Here is a 25357-nt window from a genome sequence, read left to right on the forward strand (position 1 = left end):
AATAGCCATTTGAAAATATTCAAACGACACCTTAGTTGAAAAAATATATATTAATGATCAAGAAAACAAAACAAACTTAACTAATTTTGAAACATATAGAAGAATAATAAATATGGTATGTAAATAAAAATAACATTTTTTCCTTATTAGACTATAAATAAGGACTAAATGTTATTTTTTGCTTCTGCAACTCGGAAACTCAGGAGATCCGTGCAGGTTCAAGTCCTGTCTTGGGGACCATTTGATTAAAAAATCATCTTTAAAATTGCTTGTTATAATGGCAATTTTTTTATAAAAATAAGAGCACATTAGGCTCTTGTTTTTTTAATAAAATACTGTTTTATAGTGTTTTATAAAATTTCGTGATACCGTTTTCTATATATTATTCTAACTATTAAAATGAGTGATATATATAAGGAAACTAATGATATTAATAGTAAGTAAAATCATGGATTAAGAGCTGTTAAGTTTAATAAATTATTTAATCCAGGTATATATGGTGAAACTGTAATTAAGACAATTCCCACAATAGATGTAAATAACAAAATTCACGCTGGTCTAGATTGAATGAATGGAATTTTTTCAGTTCTTATAAAATGTATTACTAAACTTTGGGTTCACATAGATATAACAAATCAACCTGTTTGAAATAATGATGCTCACTCAGCTGAATTTGGTGATAAATTTGGATATAACTTAGGTATAAATAATCAATGTAATAATATAAATGATAATATATCAACAATTGAACTAGTTGGCCCAAAAAAAGCCATAAACCTAATAATACTTTTCGTATTAAATTGTCGCGGTTTCATTATAAATTTTTCATCTACTTTATCTCATGGAATCGTTCCGCATGCTATATCATAAATAAGATTCATAAATAAAATTTGAGTAGCAATCAACGGAACAAATGGCAGAATAATTGCTGCTATTAAAATACTGAAAATGTTTCCAAAATTACTACTAATGGTCATTTTTATATATTTATTCATATTAGCATATGTTTTTCTACCTTCAATGATACCAGTAGCTAATACATTTAAATCTTTCTCTAAAAGTATTATGTTGGCACTTTCTTTGGCAATATCGACTGCTGTATCAACCGAAATAGAGACATCAGCAGCTTTCATAGCTGGCGCATCATTAATTCCGTCACCCATATAGCCAACAACATGTCCGTTTTGTCTTAATGCTTCTATTATTCTAGCTTTTTGATCTGGACTTAACTTTGCAAAAATATTGTGTTCTTCAACCACTTTCAAAAGCTCATCTTGGTTTAGATCTATTATATCTTTACCTAAAATAATACCTTCTGTTTGCATACCTACTTTTTGACAAATTGCTTTTGTAACCCTGGCATTATCGCCAGTTAAAATTTTCACTTCAACACCGTGATTATATAAATTCTTAATAGCAGAAGCTGTTGATTCTTTTGGTGGATCAAGAAAAGCTAAATAACCAATTAGGGTCATATCACTTTCATCACTAACATTAAATGCTCCAACTTTATTTGGGTTATTTTTTCTAGCCACAGCAATAACTCTTAAACCTTGATCATTAAGTTTGTCAACTTGTTTAATAACTTTTGAAATCATTTGCTCATTTAGTTCGGTAACTTTGCCATCTAATTCTAATGTGTTGCAAACAGATAAAATTTCTTCGACAGCACCTTTTGTAACCATCTCAATTCTTCCGTTTTTTGAAATGTTTTTAACCAAGACACTCATTCTTTTACGATTGAAATCAAATGGAATTTCATCGATTTTTTCATACACCGTATCTAAATTTCTTAAATCTTCATGTATATCACTAAGTTCTTCGGTTTTACTAATAATTGACAAATCAAGTAAATTCTTTAGCCCTGTTTGATAATAACTATTTAAAAAACCATAACGTAAGACTTTATGATTTTCATGTCCTAATACATCAAGGTGCATTTCTAATACTACTTTATCAAGTGTCAGTGTCCCTGTTTTATCAGTACAAAAAACATCCATGGCTCCAAAATTTTGGATTGAATTTAGGTTTTTAACAATCGTTTTCTTTTTCGACATAACTGTTGCACCCTTAGCGAGTGTGCTAGTTACAATCATAGGTAACATCTCAGGTGTTAAACCTACTCCTACTGAAATAGCAAACATAAGTACTTCTAATCATTTTTGACCATTATTATAGTTTTTGAGTCCGGCAATTAAAAATACAATAGGAACTACCGTAATCATAATTTTAAAAAGCAACCATGAAATTGAACTAATGCTTTTTTCAAAATTTGATTTTGTTTGTTTTTCATTCAATTTTTTTGCGACTTGACCTAAATATGTATTGTTTCCAGTAACAATCACAATAGCTTTAGCACTACCAGAAATAATATTTGAACCCATAAAAGCCAAATTGTGTCTATCAGTTATATTTTGATAATCATAATTATTAGCCAAACTTGCAAACTTTTCAATAGACACACTTTCACCAGTTAAAGATGATTGCGAAACAAACAAGTCTTTTGCACTTAAAATTCTAACATCAGCCGGAATAATATCACCAGCTGCTAAAATTATAATATCGCCCGCAACTACTTCTTCAAGCGGTATTTCATAATAAATACCATTTCTTTCAACTTTAGTAGTTGTACGCACCATTTGTACTAATTTAGCTGCTGATGAACTACTTTTAATATCTTCCACTATGTGCATAATTCCACTAATAATAACCATTGAAAAAATAATAATTATTGTGGCTGGCTCTGGTTTTTCAGATTTAATTATAGGTAAAATCACATCAACAGCTAATGATATTAAAGATAGAATTATCAAAATGATTGAAAAGGGGTTAAAGAAAGCATCTACAATTCTTTTAAGAACAACATTTTTGCCTTTTTTACTAATTACATTAATTCCATGTTGTTCTTTATTTATCTCAATTTGATTATCATCAGAAATGCCTTTTATTGATGAATTATATTTATCAAATATCTCATCATTTTTAGCTTCTGATGCTCAAATTAAATCTTGCGATGGTTTTCGATTAATACTATTATTCATTTTTTTGCTCATCTTAACCTCCTTTTTTATATATATAATTAAATTTAATTATATTAAATTAGCATTTTACTGTTTTAAATTTTACTTCACCGCTGATTATGTATGTTTTTGCTATAATAAATAGCGCAAATATTCGCATTAAATACTTCTCTTCAAGCTATAAAATGAATTTCTTAATATTACAAATAAGAGTAATTTGTGATATTAAGAAGGTTCTTTATCTTAGAATGATTTAAGTATGTTATTCCGTAAAATATAAGAGTGTATCTTGCTAATATCGCGCCGGTGAAAAACCCAACACAAAGGAAAATGTATGAAAATTTCAACTATTAAAAATAGTTATGTCAATGTATCAGGCAATGTATATGAACCTAATTTTATTAATCTTACATATATAAAAAACAATAAAATTGCTTTTGATTTTAGAACCCTTTTTCTTTCAGAAGAAAAGAAAAGTGAACTAAATTCCGAACCTATTGAAAAAAATATTGATACATTATATATTTTTAAAAACAATAATTCTTATGGGATATTAGCAGATCTAGACATAAATGAATATAGAGAAAACAATATAAAAAGCCATGAATTAATTTATCCAAACATTATTCAAGGAATGGCAAGCAATTTAAATTTATATAACACAGAAGCAAACCCTGTTTTTATTCTATATGACAAAAATATTGATCTCTTATCATTTATTGAAAATAAACTTTATTTTAAAAAATATTCATATAACAATGATATTGAAATATATGCCTTCAATAAAGACAGCGCTAAACAAATATTAAAAAATTTTGAAGATATTTCTCAAATGTATGTAGCAGATGGCCATCATAGACTATACGTCAATTCTTTTTTTAATTGAAAACCAACTGTTTTTGGTTGTTTTATGTCATTCGATCAAGTATGTATCTTACCTATACATAGAATGCTAAAAAATGTAGATGCAACGAACTTTGAAATTGCTAAAAACTTTATACACAGATTTTTATCTATCAAAGAAAATAAGAATTGAAAGAAAAATCAAATTAAAATCACCTATCAAAACCAATCTTTCATTGTTGGTTTAAAAGAAAATAAAGAAGAAATGCTTTGAAATAGCGACGTTTATAAAGTAAATACTCAAATCATTACTACTGCTTTTAGAATTCAAAATTCTGATAATATAAGTTTTATTAATGATTGAGAATTGGATAAGGTCAAAAAATATATGTCTAATAATGACGTATTAATTGAAATAAAGCCTATATCAGTTGATGAATTTAAAAATACAGCTTTAAACAACGGCATTTTTCCTCCTAAATCAACTTGCTTTGTTCCGAAGTTTCCATCATTTTTAGTTTTTAAAAAATATAAGTAAAAATAAAAAAAGGAGAATATAAAGATGAATGCAATAATCTTAGCAGCTGGTCTTGGTAGTAGATTGAAAAAAATCACTAACAATAAGTGTAAAGCAATGGTTGACGTCAATGGTGTACCTTTAATTGAAAGAATATTAAGAATTTTAGAAAAGAAAGATATAAACAAAATTTTTGTAGTATCTGGCTATAAAACAGACGAATTACAAAATTTTGTTAAAAGTCTTGAAATTAAAAAACCAATTAAATTTATTGAAAATCCTATATACGATAAAACAAATAATATTTATTCTTTTTTACTTACAAAATCGGAAGCAATTAAAGACGACTTCCTGCTTTTAGAATCTGATTTAATTTTTGATGAATCAATAATTGACAATTTATTAGATGATAAATTTCCTAATTTGGCATTAGTAGATAAATATGAACCTTGAATGGATGGTACTTGTTTGAAGATAAACAAGGACAATACCATATCGCAATTTATTAGTAAAAACAATTTTGCTTATAATGAGGCAAATGATTATTATAAAACCGTTAATATTTATAAATTTAGCAAAAATTTTGCTAGGGATATTTACTTTCCATACCTTGAAAAATACATTAATAAAAATGGAATGAATAATTACTATGAAGATGTCTTGCCTGAAATTATTAATAGCGATAACACAATACTAAGAGCTAAAATTATTGATGAAAAATCTAAATGATATGAAATCGATGATGAACAAGATTTAAACATCGCTGAATCGATTTTTGCTAGCGGCGAGAATAAATTAACATTAATGCAATCAAGATATGGCGGTTATTGAAGATATCCAAAATTAATTGATTTTTGTTATTTAGTCAATCCTTATTTTCCACCTCAAAAAATGATAGATGAAATTAAATATAACTTTAAAGATTTACTAAGTCAGTACCCGTCCGGTCTTGAAATAAATTCAAATCTTTGCGCTAAAATTTTCAATGTTGATAAAGAAAGTATAGTTGTTGGTAATGGTGCGGCTGAACTCATTAAAGCTGTAATTGAACCACTTGAAGGCAATGCTGGTTTTATAAGACCAACATTTGAAGAATATCCTAATCGTTTTAAAAAACTTAATCCAATTCCTTACTTCCCAGATAATGAAAATTTTACTTATGATGCTGAATCATTAATTAATTTTTATAAAGATAAAAATCTAAATGTTTTAATTTTAATTAATCCTGATAATCCAACCGGAAACTATATTAAAAAAGTAGATATTATTAAAATAATAAAATGAGCTAAAAAAAACAACATCTTTTTAATATATGATGAAAGTTTTATTGATTTTGCTAATGAATCAAATAATTCGTTAATTTCAGACCAATATCTAGGTTTATATAAATATATGGTTGTCATTAAATCGATAAGTAAATCATATGGAATTCCCGGCCTTAGATTAGGAGTTTTAGCTTCATCAAATAAAAGTATTATAGCAAAGGTGAAAAAATCAGTATCAATATGAAACATCAATTCAATAGCTGAATACTATCTGCAAATTTACGAAAAATATCAAAAAGACTATGAACATGCTATTGTTAAAATTAAAAATTCTAGAGATAAATTCATTAAAAAATTAAAGACAATTCCTGAATTTAGGCTAATTCCTTCACAAGCAAATTATGTTACTATTGAACTATTAAAAGGAATCTCAAAAAGCTTTTGCTCTGCTTTATTAGAACGCAATATCTTTATAAAAGATCTTACACCTAAAATCTATAAAACTACAAAACAATGAATTCGTGTCGCTATAAGAGATGATGCCGATAATAATTATTTTATCGAAGCGGTTAGAGCATATTTTAATCAAAATAAATAAACCTGTAATATAAACTTACAGGTTTATTTATTAATTTGCCTCTTCGGCTTTTACATCAACATCACAAGTTTTTTCACCGGTTTTAATTACATATATTGGAAAAATTTTAGTTGAATATGTTGCTTTTTTTGGTCCTCTATGCACGAGTCTATATAAAATTTTTTGAGCATCAGTCAGAGTCCGTTTGCCTTGTATATTTCATCACACCTTAACGCCTACAGAACTATCAGTGCTTTTAACTCGCAAATATGGGGCTTTTAATCGCGATTTTACTATATGTTTATAATTACCGCCCAAGCTAAAATTATGTTCCAAAGCAAGATCACTATAGCGTTCTGGTAAATCTCTATATTTCTGGCTAAATTGAACAACATTAATATATTGGCCTTCTATTAAGGGGATAGATAAAAGTTTATCAATCAATTCATCAAGTTCTTGAACAGTCCATATTTCTTTTACAAAACCTGATATTTTAAGTTTTTTATTGTGTTCTAAAATCTTATTTTTTGAATCTGAAAGAAAGACATTAATAGTTAATACGCCGCGATATGCATCAGCATCATTTTCTTTTATAATCTTTTTAATTATAATGTTTGGATTTTTCAACAATAATGGAGAATCTTCTTTTAATTTAATCAGGTCCGCATTATAATGTCTTGGCGGAAATAATTCTTTAGGGAGTATTTTTAAGTCATTTTCAGACAAACTTTCAATTTGTTGTTTAAATTTATTGCTACTATAAAAACCTGATATGGTAAGCTTTTTAATAGCAGTATATTTATTTTTATCATCATTTAAAGTAATATTAACACTTAAAAATCCATTCTCATTGTCTGCTGAATTAAGTTCAGTTTTAATTGTAAGATTTGGATTCTTTAACGATAATTGAGAATCTCTCTTAAGTCTAATTTCTTTTATGTCGTAAGAACTTGGTAACAATAATGGGTCTTTATTGATAATTTCTAAATCATTTTCAGAAAATTTATTTATATTAAAAAAACCTGATATAGTAATTTTCTTAGTATATATCAAACCATTCGCTTTATCGTTTAAAGTAATTTCAAGGTCTAAATTTCCTTCTTGATAATCTTTTGTAATATCTTTTGTAGTGATTGTAAGATTTGGATTCTTTAATAATAATGGAGAATCTTTTTTAAGTTTAATACTGCTTACATTATAGTTGCTTGGTAATAAGTATGAATCAATATTAATATCTAAATCATTAAGGGTTAAACTATCACATAACTCATCAAACTGTTTTGTTGAATAGAACTTATTTATAGATAAATTAGCAACTTTTGATGATTTTTTATTTTTATATTCTAGTTTCAATGAAACATTTTTTATGCCATTTACATCATCATTTTCATTAACAGGATCTGATACTCTAATAAGTTTAACATTCGGATATTTCTTCTTAAAATCAGAATCTTTTTTTAGAACAATATCATCTTCAAATTTTGATGGTAATTTGTCTTTTATATCTTCCGGTAAATCTAAGTCATCTATTGTTAATTTTGATGTTAAATCATCTAATGATAAAAGACCATCATCAGTTGATAGTGTTATATTATTTTTGGATATTTTGTGTGGTTTGTTATTTTTCGTTTTAAGTTCCAATGAAAGTGATAATGCCCCTTTAGCATCATCCTTAGAATTAGAATCAATATTGGCAACTAATTCAACCTTTGGTGATTTTTTAGCAATTAACTCAGTGATAGATGATTTAAAGTGGATCATTCCGGCATTAATATCGTATGGAAACTTATCCTTAACTGTACTACTTTGTCAATCAATTAAATCTTTTGGATTATTTTTAACTTGATCTAATAAAACTTTTGAAAGTCATTCTAATTCTTTTTGTTCTCATTTTTTTGATGGATCTTTAAGACCACTTAATGGTTGAGTCCATGCATTGTATTCATTTTTTCCATTTTGAGATGTTTTAATTAGAATCTTGATAGAACTATTGCCAACTATCTCTACATCATTAATTTGAAGATCATATTTTTTTGGATTAGAAATCTCTAAATATTTTTTTATAGATTGTTTGTTCTTTTTAAATTCATCTACTATTTCTTTATTTGTTGTTATAGAAGGATTAATTAATTTAAATGTAATATCATTTAAATAACTATATTTGTCCCCCCCCCCGCAACTAATGCTTGCTAATGGTGCTGTTGTTGTAATTAAAACAGCAGGAAGTGCAAAAATCAATGATTTTTTCAATCTGTTTCCTTGCATTATTTTCTCCTTGTAATTAATTCGGCCAAATTATACTCTTTTATACTGAGTTGTGCCTTGCTATGTAATTTTATGCCAACAAATAAAACAAAAATCCCTCCAATAATGAGAAATTTTGCAGCATAAATTTATTTTTCTTTAAAAAGATTTATTTCGTTAGGATGAACTGGTTTTTCATTGATTACAACTTTTTCTATTTGCCCTTGGACAACATAAACAACTCTATCAGCCATAGCCGCCATAACTGGATTGTGTGAGACCATTACAACAGTTGTACCTTTTTGTTTATTAACTTCATATAAAAAGTTTAAAACAATTTTTGTTGTTTGTTCATCAAGAGCACCTGTTGGTTCATCAGCAAAAATGATTTCTGAATTTTTAGCTAAAGCTCTCATAATTGAAACTCTCTGTTGCTGTCCACCAGATAGTTGAGATGGGAATTTTTGCATCTCTTCTTCAATTTCAAATTTCTTAAATAATTCTATAATATCAACTTTTTTAGATTCATCTTTTTGTAAATAATTACCAGTTTCAACATTATCAAAAGCATTTAAATTAGCTAAAAGATTGTAATTTTGAAAAATAAAACTTACATGTTTTCTTCTAAATTGAGTTAATTGTCTATTAGACATATATGCTAAATTTTCATCGCAAATAATAACATTTCCTTTTGTTGGTCTATCAAGCCCACTAATTAAATTTAATAGTGTACTTTTGCCGCCGCCAGAAACACCATAAATCAATATCATTTCGCCTTTACGGACATCCATTGACACATTTTTTAAAACTCTGGTGATGATGTTATCAGTAACATAATATTTAGTCACATTTTGAACTTCAATTATTTTGTCGCCTTCATTTTTAATATCATAAAATTCATCTTTTTTGCGTTTAGTTCTATTAATTTTCTTAATAATCCTGCTAATTTTTTTGGGAACTTGAATATTTTTTCTATCTGTTTGTTGATTTATAACATCGAAAACATTGTCCTTATTTATTTTTATATTTTTACTAATTTCAAGTACTTGAATATTCTCATCAATAATTTTTTCTGCCTCAGCAATTGAATGAATATTGGTGTCGAGACTCTTGTTTTTTTCAACAACGGAATTTTTTTTGCTTTGCTTTTTCATACTATTTTCCTTTTAATAAATCAACAGGTTTCATTTTATTTATACTTACTCAAACTGATAATGATGTAATTATAAATATTCCAAATAATAAGAAGAATGTCAATATGACATGTCATCATTTCAATGTCAAGATTAATGCTATTGATGCTGATGATAATAAAAATGTATTAAAGGTATATATCATTAAAAATACAATTGGAATAGCAAACAATAAAGCACCAAATAAAAATGGCAAGAAGGCTCCGAAAAACATTTTCAACTTTTCTTTTTGTGAATAACCTAATATAGATCAAATTGCTATATTTCTTTCATTCTCGCTAACCATAATCGAAGCCATAATTATCAAAATAACTAAGGAAATAATAAAGCTTATAGTAATTATAAATATACTTATATTCTCAATTGTTGAACTAATTTGTTGTGTGAAACCTACTTCTATGTCTTTTGAATCAATAGATAAACTCAATGCAACATATAATTTATTTTGATATATCTTACTGAATCTCTCAATATGATCTTTGGCCGATAATTTAGCATTATTATAAAGTGAAGCAGAATATGATTCAGCTTTTGGATCTAGAAATTTAGCAATTTCAATAGCACTTAACTTATGTTGTTTGCTCAAAACCCCATTTTTTATATCGAAAATTTGATCAAACATTCTCTTAATTGTTCCACTATCAAATGAGCTAATATCAAAACCATCGAGGCCAGACCAGTAACCACTCATTGAATAAAGTGATGTTGAATCGGTTACCTGAATAGGTCTATTTCTTTTAGTCATAACACCATTAAAAGCATTTTTATCAGCAAAGCCAACTAATTTATTTGCAGCATCATAAGTTGTAATTAACTCATTGTTTATATAAGTAGGATTGTATCCAACAATTTTAAATATAGCTCTCGAATTATTATTGAACTTTTCAACTATTTCCTTCTGTTTTATAGGATTATTAGAATAAATTTCTGTTAATAACTTAACTTTATATCTATCCATTCTATTATTAACTTTAAACTCAACAATATCGCCTTTATAAAGCTTATATCGTTTACTAAATACCTCATTAACTACCAATGGATAAATATTATCTTTGACTTTGAAACTATATAATAGGTCATATAAATTTTCTTGATCTTTTCCTTTTAATTTAACCATTGCATCATCATTATTTTTTGGTTTTTTATAACCATAAATTTTAAACGATGAATTATTATAAGTAGTATCTAAGTATGTATATGTCTCATCATAAGCTTTATCAAGCAATACACCACCAAAACTAATAAAGTAATCGTTTACCCACTGCCTGTCAAGATCCGATTTATCAATAATTCAATAATTAGAACTGCTTTCAGTTTTCTTTCATCTTTTTATAGGATTAATTATTTTCTGTTTATTTAATATAGCTCTTTCATGGCGCTGCGCAATAATGTTTATTTTTTTATATGCTCTAACAATAAAGTCTCTATATTTATCACGACCGCCATTTTCCCCTGTTTTAATGTTTTGCATAACATATTCATTGTTTGCTTCATCTCATTTGGCTATTTTGAAGCTTCCTTGCTTATCATGCGGCGATTTATAATATTTGAAAAAGTCATATTTTTTACCATGCGAATCTTTATATCACATAAAACCTTTATTATCAACTTCTAAAATTGGCTTGTTAGCATCAGTAATAAATTCGCCATTATCATCTAAACTTTGCGACCATTCTAATTGATATCCAACTAAATCACGTAATTTATCAATTTTAGCTTTTTGACTATCAGGCATACCATTATAAGCAACTAATCATGGATCAGCCGCTACACCAGCAGCTACTGATACATTAACACCAAATTGTGATAGCACATGTGAGTCATTTACATTGGGCGCACCATTAACTCTATTATCAGGGTTTATAATGCTTGATTTTCCAGGTTTAAAATAATCACCAACTTCTCTATTGCCTTCAGCTAAATTCCCAATAGGTGTGTAAATAAGATTTTTTAGATCATTTAGACTATATGTAGAATAATAACCACCCTCTTCGGTTGGACTTACTAAATCAACTTTAAACTTATAATTTCTGTTTTCATAAGTTTTATCAATTGTATTATTAAATGTATTATGACTAGCTAAACCAAACATCGTTGCAACTGATGTCAGCAAAACGCTAGCACCGAAAGATGTTAATTTTCAAAAACCATTATAAGCCAATGTAAATGAAAAACGTTTCTTTATATTCTTTTTGTTAATAAATTTTCTTTTAAGAATATTAAACCATTTACCTTTTGGTGCTTCATTAACACCTGTAATAAGTTCATTTGGTTTTTTTCTTAAAGAAATTAACGCCACAACTATAATTAACAAACTCATGCCAATAAATGGTATAAACACAGTAAAAAATAGAGCAAAAAAGTCAAAGGATACACTGGTTTTAGGCAGGGTTCAATAAGCAGAAAAAACATTTTGCAATAACAACTGACTTCTGAACCCTACTGCATAACCTAAAATACCACCAATTAATGATGTCACAATAGCAAATACAATTAATGATAGAGCGACTTCAATAGGTCTATATCCTTGCGCTAATAAAATACCAAACACTTTTGCTTTATTAGCAATATATCTTCTAATAACAAAGATAATAGCAATAGCAACCATAACAATAAATACTGTCATTAAAATTATAGTAGCTGATGAAATCGCTTGAATCATGCCTTCAATAGTAGATAATCTTAAAGCCCTTTCAGGATTAATAGGATCTATTTCATTATATAAGAACACTCTTTGTAATTTATTTGCATCGCTAATAGAACTGCTAACAATATTAGATATTGCTTCTTTAAGTTCTTTATTAGATAAATTTGAACCATTAGCTACTAATAGGTTTTTCTTTATGACATTACCTTGGTAGGCAGCTGCAATTCTTGAAAAACCATAATTATTAACATAAACAAGTGCTTGATTTTCAGTATTCACTTGTAGATTGTTTTCATCAATAACAGGATAAATATAATCAATTGTAGTATCTTCACCGATTATTAAGAATTTAATACCATTAACATCTAAAACATATTTGCTTTCAATAGTATTTAACATTGCTTCCATCTCAATGCTGTTTTGAGGAATTTTTCCATTATATATGGCCTTATTATTTTTAGCTAAATATGCATAATTAACTTTTACAAAATAACTATTAATATCGTTGAAAACGATATCTTTCATTTCCTTGGGCTCAACAATAGCATCCATGATATTGTTTATAAAACTGAATAAATTTAAACCAAAAATTGAAGCTTTTTTGTTTGGAGCAAATATTTTGTTATTTTTAGCACCGTCTAATACTAAAACATTTTCTTCATTAAAATCGATTGGTACTGATGATGTATCAATATCCCTTCACAAAATCTCAAAGTATTTTTCAAGATCACTGCCTCGTTGTCTAATAATTTCTTCTATATTACCAATTTTTTCCATTACTATATAAGCAAGGTTCCCGTTGTATCTGCTTAATTTTGTTTTTTCAACTGAAATAAATGACATAGTAACTTGTGGAAAGACAGCTCTTAGTACTGGATTAATAAGAACTCTAGATAACCCAAACAATTCCACTGGAAAATTAACTTGCATTTTGTATGTTATTCATTGGGCTGCTTCTTTTATATTTCAAAAATCTTTTGTAGATAAATAATCACTGAAAAATTTAGAAATAATAAAATGATAAATTCCATGAGGATATTTGTCTGATTTAGAATATTTAGCACTAGCACCAATTAAACCGAATAGTTCTATTAATTGGGCTTTTTGGTCAATTAAATATTTTTTAAATTTTGGATTATCGTTTGCTACTTTTTCTATTTCTTTATTAATAAATTTTGAGCCATCATAATCAAAGATATCAATTAATTCATAATGATGTAACGCTTTTGAAATCCCAAAACCTGTTTTCTCATAAAGCGGTAAATTTTCATCAGTAGCTAAAACATTAATTTTTTCTAAAATCTCGTCATCAATACTTACTTTTAAAAGGTCATTTAAAAACTTATTTGCCTCATTTTGTGTAACATCTTTATTATAAGAAAGAATATTAATCCATGGCAAATATAGATCAAAAGCCTGAGCCCCTAATGAATATTTGTTTTTAATATTTAAAGTCATAAAACTGGTTAACAACTTCTTAATAGCTAATCAAGTTGCGTCACCATTATTATCATGATATAAATCTGAAATTAAATCTGCACCTGTTTTGTTTTTTGATTCCAACAATCTTGAAGTTCCGCCAGTAGTTTGATAAATAAATTTTTGAATATCTAATAGTTTTTGAATTTCAAGTTGTCCTATTTGCGTTTTGCCTTTAACTAAATTGAATTTTATTAATGTTTTTTGAGTTGAAGAATTTAATTTCAAAATCTCAATAGTAGAGCTATTATTTTTATTCATTAATTCTTGAATATTTGCTAATGCATGTGATACTTCCTGCTCAATTTTATAATTAAAAAATTCAGTTCATTCAGAGGATTCTAACCCAGAAGTGAATAGGCTTAGAAAATCATAAAAACTTAATTTATCATCATCTTTATCAGGCAAAATAATTTTTCGTTTAATACCATTAATCTCTATTTCTTTTTCGACTGTTTTATCCGATAAATTAAACATCTTAACAAGATTATTTTTAAATTCGCGGCTAGTTCCAAGATTATAAAATAGTCCGTGTATAAGGGCCATCATTCCATCTTTTGGGCTGATTGTTTTTAACATTACTTTTTCTTTTAAAACTTTTTCACTGTTGCTTTCATAATCATAAAAAGATTTTTTGTATTCTAAGTATTCAACCTTCATATGGTTTTCTATGTACTGCGATAAAACTTTAAAGTCAATGTTATTAATAATACTAATTAAACCAGATTTAAATTCTTGATAATTGCCATCACTATTTATTTTTTTAAGAATAGGTTTTAATGAATCTCTCAAAAAAGGCAGGGTTTTAATTAATAACTTAGATAATACACTTTGATTATTATCTAAGTCTAATGTTTTAGACATATCAAGATTATTAATTAATATTTCTAACCCTTTTTTAAGCATTTTTTGGTCTATTGATTTAAATAGTCAATTAATAATTAACCCTGAGCTTAATTTGGTTGTATATTTTTCTCCATCTTTTTCTATAACTTTCTTTCATTGATTTTTATATCAATCATGTGATAGAGAACTAAACTTATTTAAATCAATACTTGTAACTATATTTTGAATAGCTAAAATAACTTTTTTAGGATCATATGATAAATTAACTAAATCATCAGCACTAAAATATTTGTTTAAATCAACATTAATAAATTGTTTTAAAAATTCATAAATATTTTGAACTTCATTAGCTAAATATTTTTTTTGCTCATTCAAATCAGCGCTATATTCACCTATTTTTGCTTTTATTCTTTCAAAAATACTTATTAAGATAGATTTGAGACCATCGTTTTCTTGATTATTGCTTAGTTCATAAACTAAATCAAAACCTATCTTAGGCAATATTTCATTGTTAATTTTTCCAGAAGTAAAAACATTGACAAAATTATTATCATTTAACACTTTTTTAAGTGCTTTGCTTATTTGAAACACACTTTCAAGTGAGATAAATTTATCTTTAACTAAATTTGAATTCAATAATTGATTTTCAATAGCATCAGCTAAATAGTCAACTTTACCTGAGACTAAAATATTGTTAAGTAAACCTGCTTTTGGTGATAAATATTGTAATGGGATATAGTAAATATTTGCTAATGATGGATCATTTTTTACTCAACCAATATTATTAGTTTTGATAAATTGAGTTGCTATTGTCAAGTTGTTTTTTATTAATCAGCTTGTCAATAAACCTTTATCGAAACCAGCAAAGTCCATTCCATCAGCATAAACTGTTTTTCAAATTAACTTTCCGTTTTCATTGACCAAAGACACTAATTTAAAGTTGTTTCCTCTAAATGTGATTCCTAAATTTAAAGTCTTATAGCTGTTTTTTAACTTTTCATTATCAATATATTTATTGTCGTTTGTAATTAAATATTTATTAAGCAAAATAATTTTTGAATCTTCATACTTTATGTCTTTTGTTTTAGGATTGAAGTCCATAACTTTACTAAATTCATATATTGGTTGAATATAATTTGGATTCGGAAATAAATTTCTTCCAATAGATTGTATTAGCAATGAAGCAATATATGGTGGTATTTGGTTTTGCTTATATATTGACTGATCATTTTGTGCTGTTGGTACTATAGCAGATGGTTTAAATTTCTCGTTATATAACTTACCTACATTTAATTTAACGCCGTCAACAGTATTGTTTTGATCTCCAATATTGATGAAATGAAAAATGTTTTGTTTTCCTGTTTCTGAATTAATACCATCAACAGTAATTGTTTTCCTTAAACCTAAATTTTGTTCGCCATTAACAATATTTTTAACTTTTGAAATAATAAGATTTTTAGTTACTTCATAAGCTTCTTGCTTTATGAAATTAAACATTTTATTTTTTATTTCGCGATCATTTAAAATGTTAATTTTTTCATCTTTTGTTAATGAGCTATCTAAAAAATGCTCAATATCAACTATTCTTAGTCAGTTGTCTTTATTGATTTTATATTCTTTTCCATTAGGGATATTTGTTCTATTTTCTTTATCAGATGTATATATAAATTGATCTAAATCATTAATATCTATCGGTGTATTAAATTTAGTACTTTTTTCTTTATATTTAACTAAATCAAATGGTTTAATGCGTGTTCTAGTTGATTTTTCTCAATTAGAAAACTCTAATAGCTCTTTTCATTTTTTATAAGCAGATGAATTTAATTGCTTAGCATCGTCTTCTAATTGGCTCATAAAAGTATGAAATGCGCCAGTTCATAATGATTTATATTGCCCAACAAATGTTGAGTGATAATTTCATCTTTCAAAAACTATTTGCTGACGTTTATTTGCTAATAAATTTTTATCAATAGCTATTTTTTGATTAGTTTTGAATTCAATAGTAATGCTGGGAAAAACTTCAACAGGTTGGCTGTAAAAATCACCTAATTTTCATGCTGCTTTTAAAGTTAAAAAGTCATTAATTATTTCAAAACTTCCATTAGGATAATCTATAAATTGACTAAGGTCAATTGATTTGTTTTTTTGTTTAAAAACAAAATCATTGTTGGGGACTTTTTCAAAACCAAAAGCCTTTAACCATTCACTTGGAGATATTGAAATACCAACGTTATTATTAACTCAAGACATACCAAGTTCATAATTATTAGTAATTTTCTTTTCAATTACATTTATAAATAATGGAACTGCTTGTAGTGCATAAATTGATTCAGGTTCTTTTTCATCAAGGCCTTTTTTAACTAACATCAAGTCCGATATTTTTAAAGGTTTTTCAAATGAAAGCATCGAATTAGCATCAAGTGAAACTTTCTTAGTTAATTCTTTAATCGCATCATTATCTTTTTTATAAATTTTAAAAAATGTTGGTTTATTTTTAATTGTAAAAAAAGCATTATTAGCATCTGATTCATTATTGCCTAGATTAAATTCAACATTTGCGTTTCTTTTATCTGTGTTATAAATTGTATATAAAGTTTCTAAATCTTCTCTTTTAATAAAATAATCTTTTGAATTAGCAATAATTTCATTGCCAGTATCTTTGTCTGTTAGATTGCTTAAATTTATATATTTATCATTTTGTAAATATAAAATATTTTCATTTATATCTGAATATTCGCCAGTAGCATTTTTTATGTAATACTCAATAGGTTTATAACTTCTTGAATTAGCATCCAAAACTTCGCCATTAACAAAATATCCTTGATTATACGATGTTCCCTGACTAGGCAAATTAAGATCTACTGAAATATCATGTTTTTTAGAAACATTTTTATAATTATTAAAACCCGAAACAATTGATGTTCTTAAAGTTGATAATAAAGTAAATATCATAGATGTAAGAAAAATAAGAATGCTTAAACCTATTACCATTACTTTATTTTTTGCTAAGGACTTAAAGACTTCTTTAAATAATCTTCACATTCTTAACCTCATTTACTAAATTAATGCGTTTATTATATAGTATAAATTGCTAATATATGCTAAAAGTTTTTAACCATAAGATTCATAACACCTAATATAAATATATGGTGAAAAATGGTATGTAAATAAAAAATAACATTTTCCTTATTTCACTATAAATAAGGTTTAAATGTCATTCGTTATTTTTAAACTCAGAAACTTTTAATTAAATCAAAAAGTATTATTGTTTTGACTTAGGATATAAATTTATTATGAAATAAATTTTTTAATAATGCTTTTTTAACTATTTATTATCTTCTAATAAATCATCAATAGTTACGTTTATTTTTGCTAATGGTTCATCCTTAGTTGCTGGTGGTAATTTTAAATTTTTAGCAATATATTCAATTTCTTCAGCAACAATTGTTTCTTTTTCAAGCAGAGCAGTTTTAATTAGTTCATGTAATTCTTTATTTTTCTTAATTATTTTTTGAGCTTGTTGTTCTGCTTCGGTAATAATTTTTCTAACTTCAAGATCAATTTCATGTGCTATTTGAGCTGAGAATTGAGCCGATTTTAGATAATCACGGCCTAAAAATGGCGAACCTTCTTCTGTTTCATATTGAATAGGGCCTAATGCAGACATACCTCATTCAGTAACCATTTTTCTAGCTATTTTTGTAGCTTTTTGTAAATCATCAGCTGCACCAGTTGAAATATTTTCTTTACCATAAATAATTTCTTCAGCAGCACGGCCACCCATAAAGCTAGTAATCATAGCAATAAGTTCTTTTTTGGTCATATTATATTTTTCTTCTTCTGGGGTCATTAAATTATAACCACCGGCTTGACCACGAGGAATAATTGTAATCTTTTGAACTTTGTTTGCTCCAGGTATTTTAATTCCCACAACTGCGTGTCCGGCCTCATGGTAAGCAACCATAGTAAGTTCTTCTTTTGTAATAACCCTATTTTTCTTAGCAGGTCCAGCCATAACTCTATCAATAGCTTCATCAATATCATTACGTTCAATAATTTCTGAATTTCTTCTAACTGCTAATAGGCTTGCTTCATTAATAACATTTTCAAGTTGAGCGCCAGAATAACCAGGAGTTCTTTTAGCAACTTGTTTAAGTTCAATCTCTGGTGAAATTCTTTTTCCTTTTGCATGTAATGAAAGAATTTCTTCTCTTTCTTTAACATCAGGAAGTCCAACTGTAATAGTTCTATCAAAACGTCCAGGACGAGTTAAAGCAGGGTCAAGCACATCAGTACGGTTTGTGGCTGCAAAGAATAACAACCCTGTGTTTTCTTTCATACCATCCATTTCAACAAGTAATTGATTTAATGTTTGCTCACGTTCATCGTGACCACCACCTATACCAGAACCACGAGTTCTACCAATTGCATCAAGTTCATCAATAAAAATAATGGCAGGTGAATTTTTACGCGCTTCATCAACAACTGTTCTAACTCTTTTAGCACCAAGTCCAACATACATCTCAACAAAATTAGAAGCTGAAATAAAGTAAAAAGGAACATTAGCTTCACCCGCTGTTGCTTTTGCTAAAAGTGTTTTACCTGTTCCCGGTGGCCCTCCTAATAAAATACCATGTGGCATTCTTGCACCAGCAATTTCGTATTTTTTAGGATTTTTAAGGTAGTCAACAATTTCCTGAATTTCTTCAATTGCTTCTTTGTTTCCGGCAACATCTTTAAATGTTTTATCGCTTTTAATTTTTTGCGCTGGGTTTTTTTCATCACCAATCGCACCCATCATATTCATGCTTCTTTTCATCATTGAACGATATAACCAGAAAAGAATTGCAAGTCATAAAATAGTAGGCAAAATAGATAATGCGAATTGTACTCATGGATTTGTTTTTACAGTAACTATACCAACAGTTGATAAGTTATCTAAAACATTGCCAATAGACGAATTGTGACTAAACAATTGTGACCATTCATATGATTCGGCGCCAATTTTAAAACCTAATTTTCCTGAATTTAGAATATTTCCATTAGTTACACCAAATATTGAAGTAGCATCACCTTTTGATAAAGATATGTTACGCACAATGCCTTTTCCATTTTCAAAAAACGTATAAGTTAATGTATCATGGAAAGAATCAACTGTAACTTTACTTAAATATGTATTGTCAGATATTGATTTCTTAGCAGCATTAATATCGTTTATAAAAAGCTGTATGTTTCCAACAACAGGTGTGGGTTTGAATTTGTTATACAAAATTATTGAAGCAAGTAAAATAATTATTGCACAGAGAATAATTCAAAATATAATCTTAGTTGTTTTCCTCTTTTTTTCTTCTTGCATAATTACCCCTAAATGTTTTTAAAAAATAATATTGTTTTAAATTTTAAATTAATTATTAATATTAAATATTAATTTTCCTTTTATTTTAACTAAATAAACATTTTTCATAAGCATATATTTGTTAGTCCTGTTATTACATAAAATAAAATCAATAATCGATTTAATTTTGTTTTTGGTTAGATTGACATTATTATATTTTTTATGAATAAGCATATAAATTAGGCTGATTTGGTTTTTATATTTCATAAACTCGCTTTGGTCAAATCTAGTTTTTTCTCACTTATTATATTCATCAATAACTTGACTTTCAGTTTTCTTTAATTCATTATTTTTTATTAAAATTTCGTCAATTTCTTTTTGTTTTTCAATATTTGATAGCTTATTTAGTTCGATTCTTATTTTATTTCTTGAATATATAGGCAATTCATTTGTATAATCAATAGCGTATTTAATATTCCTTTTATCTAATTCTGTAATAATTTCGTTTTTAAATAACTTTAAAACTAATGGCCGTTTTACAATCATTCCATAGACTATATTTTCTGGCTTAATGCCATAATAAAAAGGGCTTCTATTAGCATTTCTTTGCATCATAGCAGATTCAAGAAAGTCATCTTTTTGATGTGCTAAATAAAGGGCTTCACAATGAAATTCTTCATATATTTTTTTAAAGAAAATAAACCTTTTCTGTCTGGCTCAATTTTCAAAATTGCCTTTAAAACTGTCGTTTTTGTCAATTTCAAGGCCTTTAAAAGTAATATTTTTTTCTTTACAATAATCTCGAACTATCTCAAAATCAATAGAAGAGTTTTCTCTAAAATTATAATTAACTGTCGCTACAATAATATCTTTTCGATGGTTATATACTTCATCTAATAAGTACATAGAATCTGGACCACCACTAACACCTAATAAAATCATTAAATTTCTTTCTTTTTATTTTCAGTATTAAATTTGTTCATCACGTAAGCAACATCGTTATAAACTAACGAAAGCGCTGCCTCATATACTTTTTCTAATACTTCCTCTAAAATAAGTATTTCTTCTTTTTTAAAATTTGACAAAACAAAATCTTTTAAAATTGTTTTTTTGTTAAGAGTTCCAATGCCTATTCTAATCCTTTTAAAATCGTTGCTCTTAAATTTATTCATCAAACTTTGAATACCATTATGGCCAGCACTAGAACCACCAATTTTGATTGATGCTTGTCCTACTAAAAAATCTTTATCATCATATAAAACAATAATATCTGATGAATCTATTTTATAAAAATTAGCTAGTGCATAAACAAAATCACCAGAGTTATTCATATATGTTAATGGTTTAGCTAAAATAAAACCATCACTCACAGTAAAAATACCATCGAACTTTTCTTTTGAAAGGGTACCTATATTTAATCTCTCACATATTTTATCTATTGCTAAAAAACCAGCATTATGCCTTGTATACTTATACTTTTCCTCTGGATTTCCCAAACCAACAATTAGCTTCATGGTTTACTCTCCTGTTTAATTAGTGATTTTAATTTTGTGTAATATTTTACTTCTGAATTTGGTGAAAGTATTTTTTGAATATATAAATCTGCTGAGCCAAGTAATAAAAGTTCTTCTTTTGCTCGTGATACTGCTGTATACATGAATTTTTTATTAAACATATGATCAACTTTATTTTTTAATATACCGAAAATCACACATTTTGACTCTGAGCCTTGAAATTTATGAATAGTTATAGCATATGCTAATGATAAATTTTCTAATATTTCTGATTTAGAATACTTAATTTGTTTTTCACCATCAAAAGTAACGATAATATACGATGTATTAGCAGATTTTTCTATTTTGGTTATAAAACCTATTTCGCCATTGAAGACGTTTTTTTCATAATCATTAACCATTTGAATAACTTTATCACCTACATAATATGAAAGATTCGTAAAAATATCTAATTTCTCTTTATCTTTATTTTTCTTTAGGTTTCACTCTTGCAATCTTTTGTTTACTTCTTTAATTCCAGGCATACCTAATTCTAAATATGCTGGTAGTAAAATAATTACTTCGTCGATAGAATACTTTTTAACTTTTTCTTCATAAATAGAAACAATATTTTTTAAAAACTCATTTGGATTCTGTTCAATAAATTTAACCGATTCAGTATTTAATTTAGGTTTTCTATTTTCATTAATAGCCAAAAAATGATTGAAAATATCTTTTTTTTCTGTTCTATATACTTCTCTTAAAGTAGTAACAGGGAAACATTCGCTATTGATTATATCTTCTAATAAATTACCTTTTCCAATACAAGGAAGCTGATCTCTATCACCAACTATTACAATTTTTTCTAACTTGTTACAAATTTTTAATATGTTATAAAAGAGTTGCAGATTAACCATTGAAAACTCGTCTATTATAATAACTTTGATTGGATTGTGTGTCTCAAAAGCTTCGATTAAATTTTCATCATCTTCAGATGCTGATAGTCTCAGGAAACTATGAATTGTTTTTGCTTCTAAGCCTGTTTTATAGGTTAATATAGTTGCTGCTCTACCAGTAGGTGTTAATATTGCTATATCTTTATTTTTGTATTTTTTATTGCTTAATAAAGTTTTTATAATATGAGAAATTAAGTAACTTTTGCCTGTCCCTGGATAGCCAGTGATTATTGAAACAGGGTTTTCAAGGGCAATATTATAAGCAACATTTTGTTCTCTTGCTAATTCGTTAGAAATCGTTTTAGCATATTCAAATGACTTGCCTAATTCCTTAATTTTTTCAAGCCTTTTAGCAATAAAAAATTCTTGTTCATAAACTTCTGACAACATCAATCTATTAAATTCATTGTCTATAATAATTTCACGTCGTTGAATCATTGCTTCTATTGTGTTAAGAATATCATCAGTTGAAATTGACGCATTAGAAAATATAAGTTCTAGTAGTTGAGTCACATAAACTTTTTCAAACATAGTGCAGTTTTCATTATTACTATATCTATATTGCTCATACCAACTTCATAGTTTTTTATATAAAGCTATATCATCTTTAAAAAAAGAAGTAATGTCGCTAAATGATGAACGAAATATTTTATATATGAAGGCTCTTATTCTTTTATGTGGCTCTAAATTAGGATTAACATTTAGAGCAAATTTATCAACTAATTTTAAATCAATTCAGTTATCAATATATAACTCATATGGATCATTGCCCTTCGAATATCGCATTACAAAATTTTGATTTTCAAATTTCTTTTTTAATTTAGATTGTAATATTGTAAGACCATGTTTAACAAAAAATTCGTAATCATTATCATTATACTCTTGCAAATATCTAACTAAGGAATCATAAACCTTAGGTTTAAGTGCTTTCTCAACTAATTTAGGATTTTCAATTATTTTTTTCATTTCGCCATCTGGAACATTATTTTTAATAATTTCTAATCCTTTTGGCCCTAAACCATCTACATTTGCTAAAAGCATTCTCTCAATATCAATATTATTATGCGGTTGATATAACTTAAAATTTATTAAATCATAAGAAGCGTTTGAATATTTTGATTTTTGTAAGTCTCTACGTTTTAGCTCCACTTCATAAAAGTGTGATGTCTTTATTCCTTGCTGATTTGTATAAATGAAATATTGAGTCCTATCGCTTGCTGATTCAAAAACCCAAAGTGTTTTTTTTCAATCAACACTTGGACCGCCTCATTTAATAATTAAAAAACGACCTTTGACAATAATATTTGAGTTTTCTTTATTTTTTGCTTCTATAATCATATTTTTAATTATATTAAAACATTAATTTTTTATAGGGAAACCTTTGAAAGTATAAAAATGTTAATAAATGTTTATTTTTTGTGGATAACCTGTGGATAAATCATAAATAATATGTGGATAAGATACTTTTTTATGGTTTTTTAATTAAATATTAATAATAAAAATTTAATATATTAATACTATGGATAAAAAAATTGCCAACGAAAATACATTAGAACCATTTACAGAAACATTTTTAGACATTTTGCGTCGCGAACTAGGCGATCAAATGCTTTTTAAAAATTTCTTTTCAAATTTTATAATTCGTGATATTAGCAAAACAGGACATATCACTATTGGCACAACTAATATATCTGCTAATTCACAACTTGTTGTTAGAGCATATGAAAGTAGTATTCTAAAATCGCTAGAAGAAACATTTGAAAGAGAATGCACTTTTAGTTTTGTTTTGCTTGATTCTGCTATTAAAAAGAAGGCTAAACAGCAAAAGAAAGATTTCCCAATTGAGGAGATGAAATTAGCTAATCAAGATATCAACAAAGACCAAACTTTTGAAAATTACGTGCCTGGTGAATTTAACAAAGAAGCAATTAAAATTGCTAAATATATTATTGATGGTGGTAAAGACTTCACTCCAATATTTATCTATGGTAAATCTGGTATTGGTAAAACCCACCTGTTGCATGCTATTTTTAATGAATTAACTTCTACTGATAAAGTGGTTAAATATATAAACGCTAATTCCTTTGCTCGTGATATTTCTTATTATTTGCAAGAAAATGATCAAAGAAAAATTAAACAAATTAGAAATCTTTTTGATGAAGCAGATATAGTTATGTTTGATGACTTCCAAAGCTATGGTATAGGTAATAAAAAAGCAACTATTGACCTTATATTCAATATCTTAGATTATAGATGTAATCAAAGAAAAATGACTATTATTTGTTCTGACCGCCCTATTTATTCACTTCAAAACTCATTTGATTCTCGTTTAATTAGTCGTCTTTCTATGGGCTTGCAATTAGCAATAGATGACCCACAAAAAAAAGATCTATTGAAAATTTTAGATTATATGATTGCATTTAATAAAATGTCTCCTGAATTATGAGATAACGAAGCAAAGACGTTTATTGTCCAATATTATGCTTCTAGCATAAGAAGCTTAATAGGCGCTATTAACAGATTGCGATTTTATAAAACAGAAATACATAAAACGAATTCTAGGTATACTTTAACAATTGTTAATTCTATATTAAAAGACATTCAGCAGGTTAAAGAAAAAATAACGCCTGATATTATTATTGATTATGTTGCTAAATACTACAAAATTACAAGATCTGAACTATTAGGAAAAAGTAGACGAAAAGATGTTGTTTTAGCTCGGCATATTGCCATTTGAATAACTAAAAAGCAACTTGATTTATCACTAGAACAAATTGGAAAACTGTTTGGCAATAGAGATCATTCTACAATAATTAATGCTGTTAAAAAAATTGATAAAGAATCAGAAAGCCCTGATAAATCTTTTAAAAGAACAATTTCTGAGATAAGCAACAATATATTTAAACTATAATTATTAACATCACAAATATTGTTTATTAACA

The 25357-nt window shown here is 26.9% G+C and carries 11 protein-coding genes; 3 read left to right on the forward strand and 8 right to left on the reverse strand.

Annotated features, from left to right (window positions below; genetic code table 4):
* Window positions 1–350 precede the first annotated feature (350 nt).
* Window positions 351–3053 carry a magnesium-translocating P-type ATPase gene (mgtA, locus tag T386_RS0101630; protein ID WP_029513439.1) on the reverse strand — a complete coding sequence of 901 codons (2703 nt, stop codon included), beginning with the start codon at window positions 3051–3053 and terminating at the stop codon, window positions 351–353.
* A 301-nt stretch (window positions 3054–3354) separates the two neighbouring features.
* On the opposite strand from mgtA, the gene T386_RS0101635 reads away from it, so the two are divergent.
* Window positions 3355–4401, forward strand: coding sequence for a DUF1015 family protein (locus T386_RS0101635; protein WP_029513440.1), 1047 nt, complete (start codon window positions 3355–3357; stop codon window positions 4399–4401).
* 24 nt (window positions 4402–4425) lie between these two features.
* The gene (locus T386_RS0101640; protein WP_029513441.1) at window positions 4426–6243 is read left to right on the forward strand and encodes an aminotransferase class I/II-fold pyridoxal phosphate-dependent enzyme; all 1818 of its coding nucleotides are present in this window, start codon (window positions 4426–4428) and stop codon (window positions 6241–6243) included.
* A 30-nt stretch (window positions 6244–6273) separates the two neighbouring features.
* Here T386_RS0101640 and T386_RS0101645 read toward each other — a convergent pair whose 3' ends face one another.
* From T386_RS0101645 to T386_RS0101675, 7 genes are all read right to left on the reverse strand, one after another.
* Window positions 6274–8487 (reverse strand): lipoprotein 17-related variable surface protein, encoded by a 2214-nt coding sequence (locus tag T386_RS0101645; RefSeq protein WP_029513442.1) that lies wholly within the window; start codon window positions 8485–8487, stop codon window positions 6274–6276.
* 128 nt (window positions 8488–8615) lie between these two features.
* Window positions 8616–9620: an ABC transporter ATP-binding protein gene (locus T386_RS0101650; RefSeq protein WP_036459893.1), complete on the reverse strand. Its 1005-nt coding sequence runs from the start codon at window positions 9618–9620 to the stop codon at window positions 8616–8618.
* A 1-nt stretch (window position 9621) separates the two neighbouring features.
* Window positions 9622–17673, reverse strand: a complete 8052-nt coding sequence (locus T386_RS0101655) for an ABC transporter permease (protein WP_029513444.1) — start codon at window positions 17671–17673, stop codon at window positions 9622–9624.
* 283 nt (window positions 17674–17956) lie between these two features.
* Window positions 17957–19987 (reverse strand): ATP-dependent zinc metalloprotease FtsH, encoded by a 2031-nt coding sequence (gene ftsH / locus T386_RS0101660; protein ID WP_029513445.1) that lies wholly within the window; start codon window positions 19985–19987, stop codon window positions 17957–17959.
* 48 nt (window positions 19988–20035) lie between these two features.
* Window positions 20036–20908 carry a tRNA lysidine(34) synthetase TilS gene (gene tilS / locus T386_RS0101665; RefSeq protein ID WP_029513446.1) on the reverse strand — a complete coding sequence of 291 codons (873 nt, stop codon included), beginning with the start codon at window positions 20906–20908 and terminating at the stop codon, window positions 20036–20038.
* Entirely contained in the window at window positions 20908–21480 is a 573-nt protein-coding gene (gene pth, locus T386_RS0101670) for an aminoacyl-tRNA hydrolase (protein WP_029513447.1), read from the reverse strand. Before pth ends, tilS begins: the two co-directional genes overlap by 1 nt.
* On the reverse strand, window positions 21471–23753 hold the full coding sequence (locus T386_RS0101675) for an ATP-dependent DNA helicase (protein ID WP_029513448.1): 2283 nt from the start codon (window positions 23751–23753) through the stop codon (window positions 21471–21473). Before T386_RS0101675 ends, pth begins: the two co-directional genes overlap by 10 nt.
* 181 nt (window positions 23754–23934) lie before the next feature.
* Between T386_RS0101675 and dnaA the strand changes: the two genes are divergently transcribed.
* Window positions 23935–25326, forward strand: coding sequence for a chromosomal replication initiator protein DnaA (dnaA, locus tag T386_RS0101680; protein WP_029513449.1), 1392 nt, complete (start codon window positions 23935–23937; stop codon window positions 25324–25326).
* The last annotated feature ends 31 nt before the right edge of the window (window positions 25327–25357 follow it).

The organism is Mycoplasmopsis primatum ATCC 25948 (assembly GCF_000702785.1).
GTDB classification, from domain to species: domain Bacteria; phylum Bacillota_I; class Bacilli_A; order Mycoplasmatales; family Metamycoplasmataceae; genus Mycoplasmopsis; species Mycoplasmopsis primatum.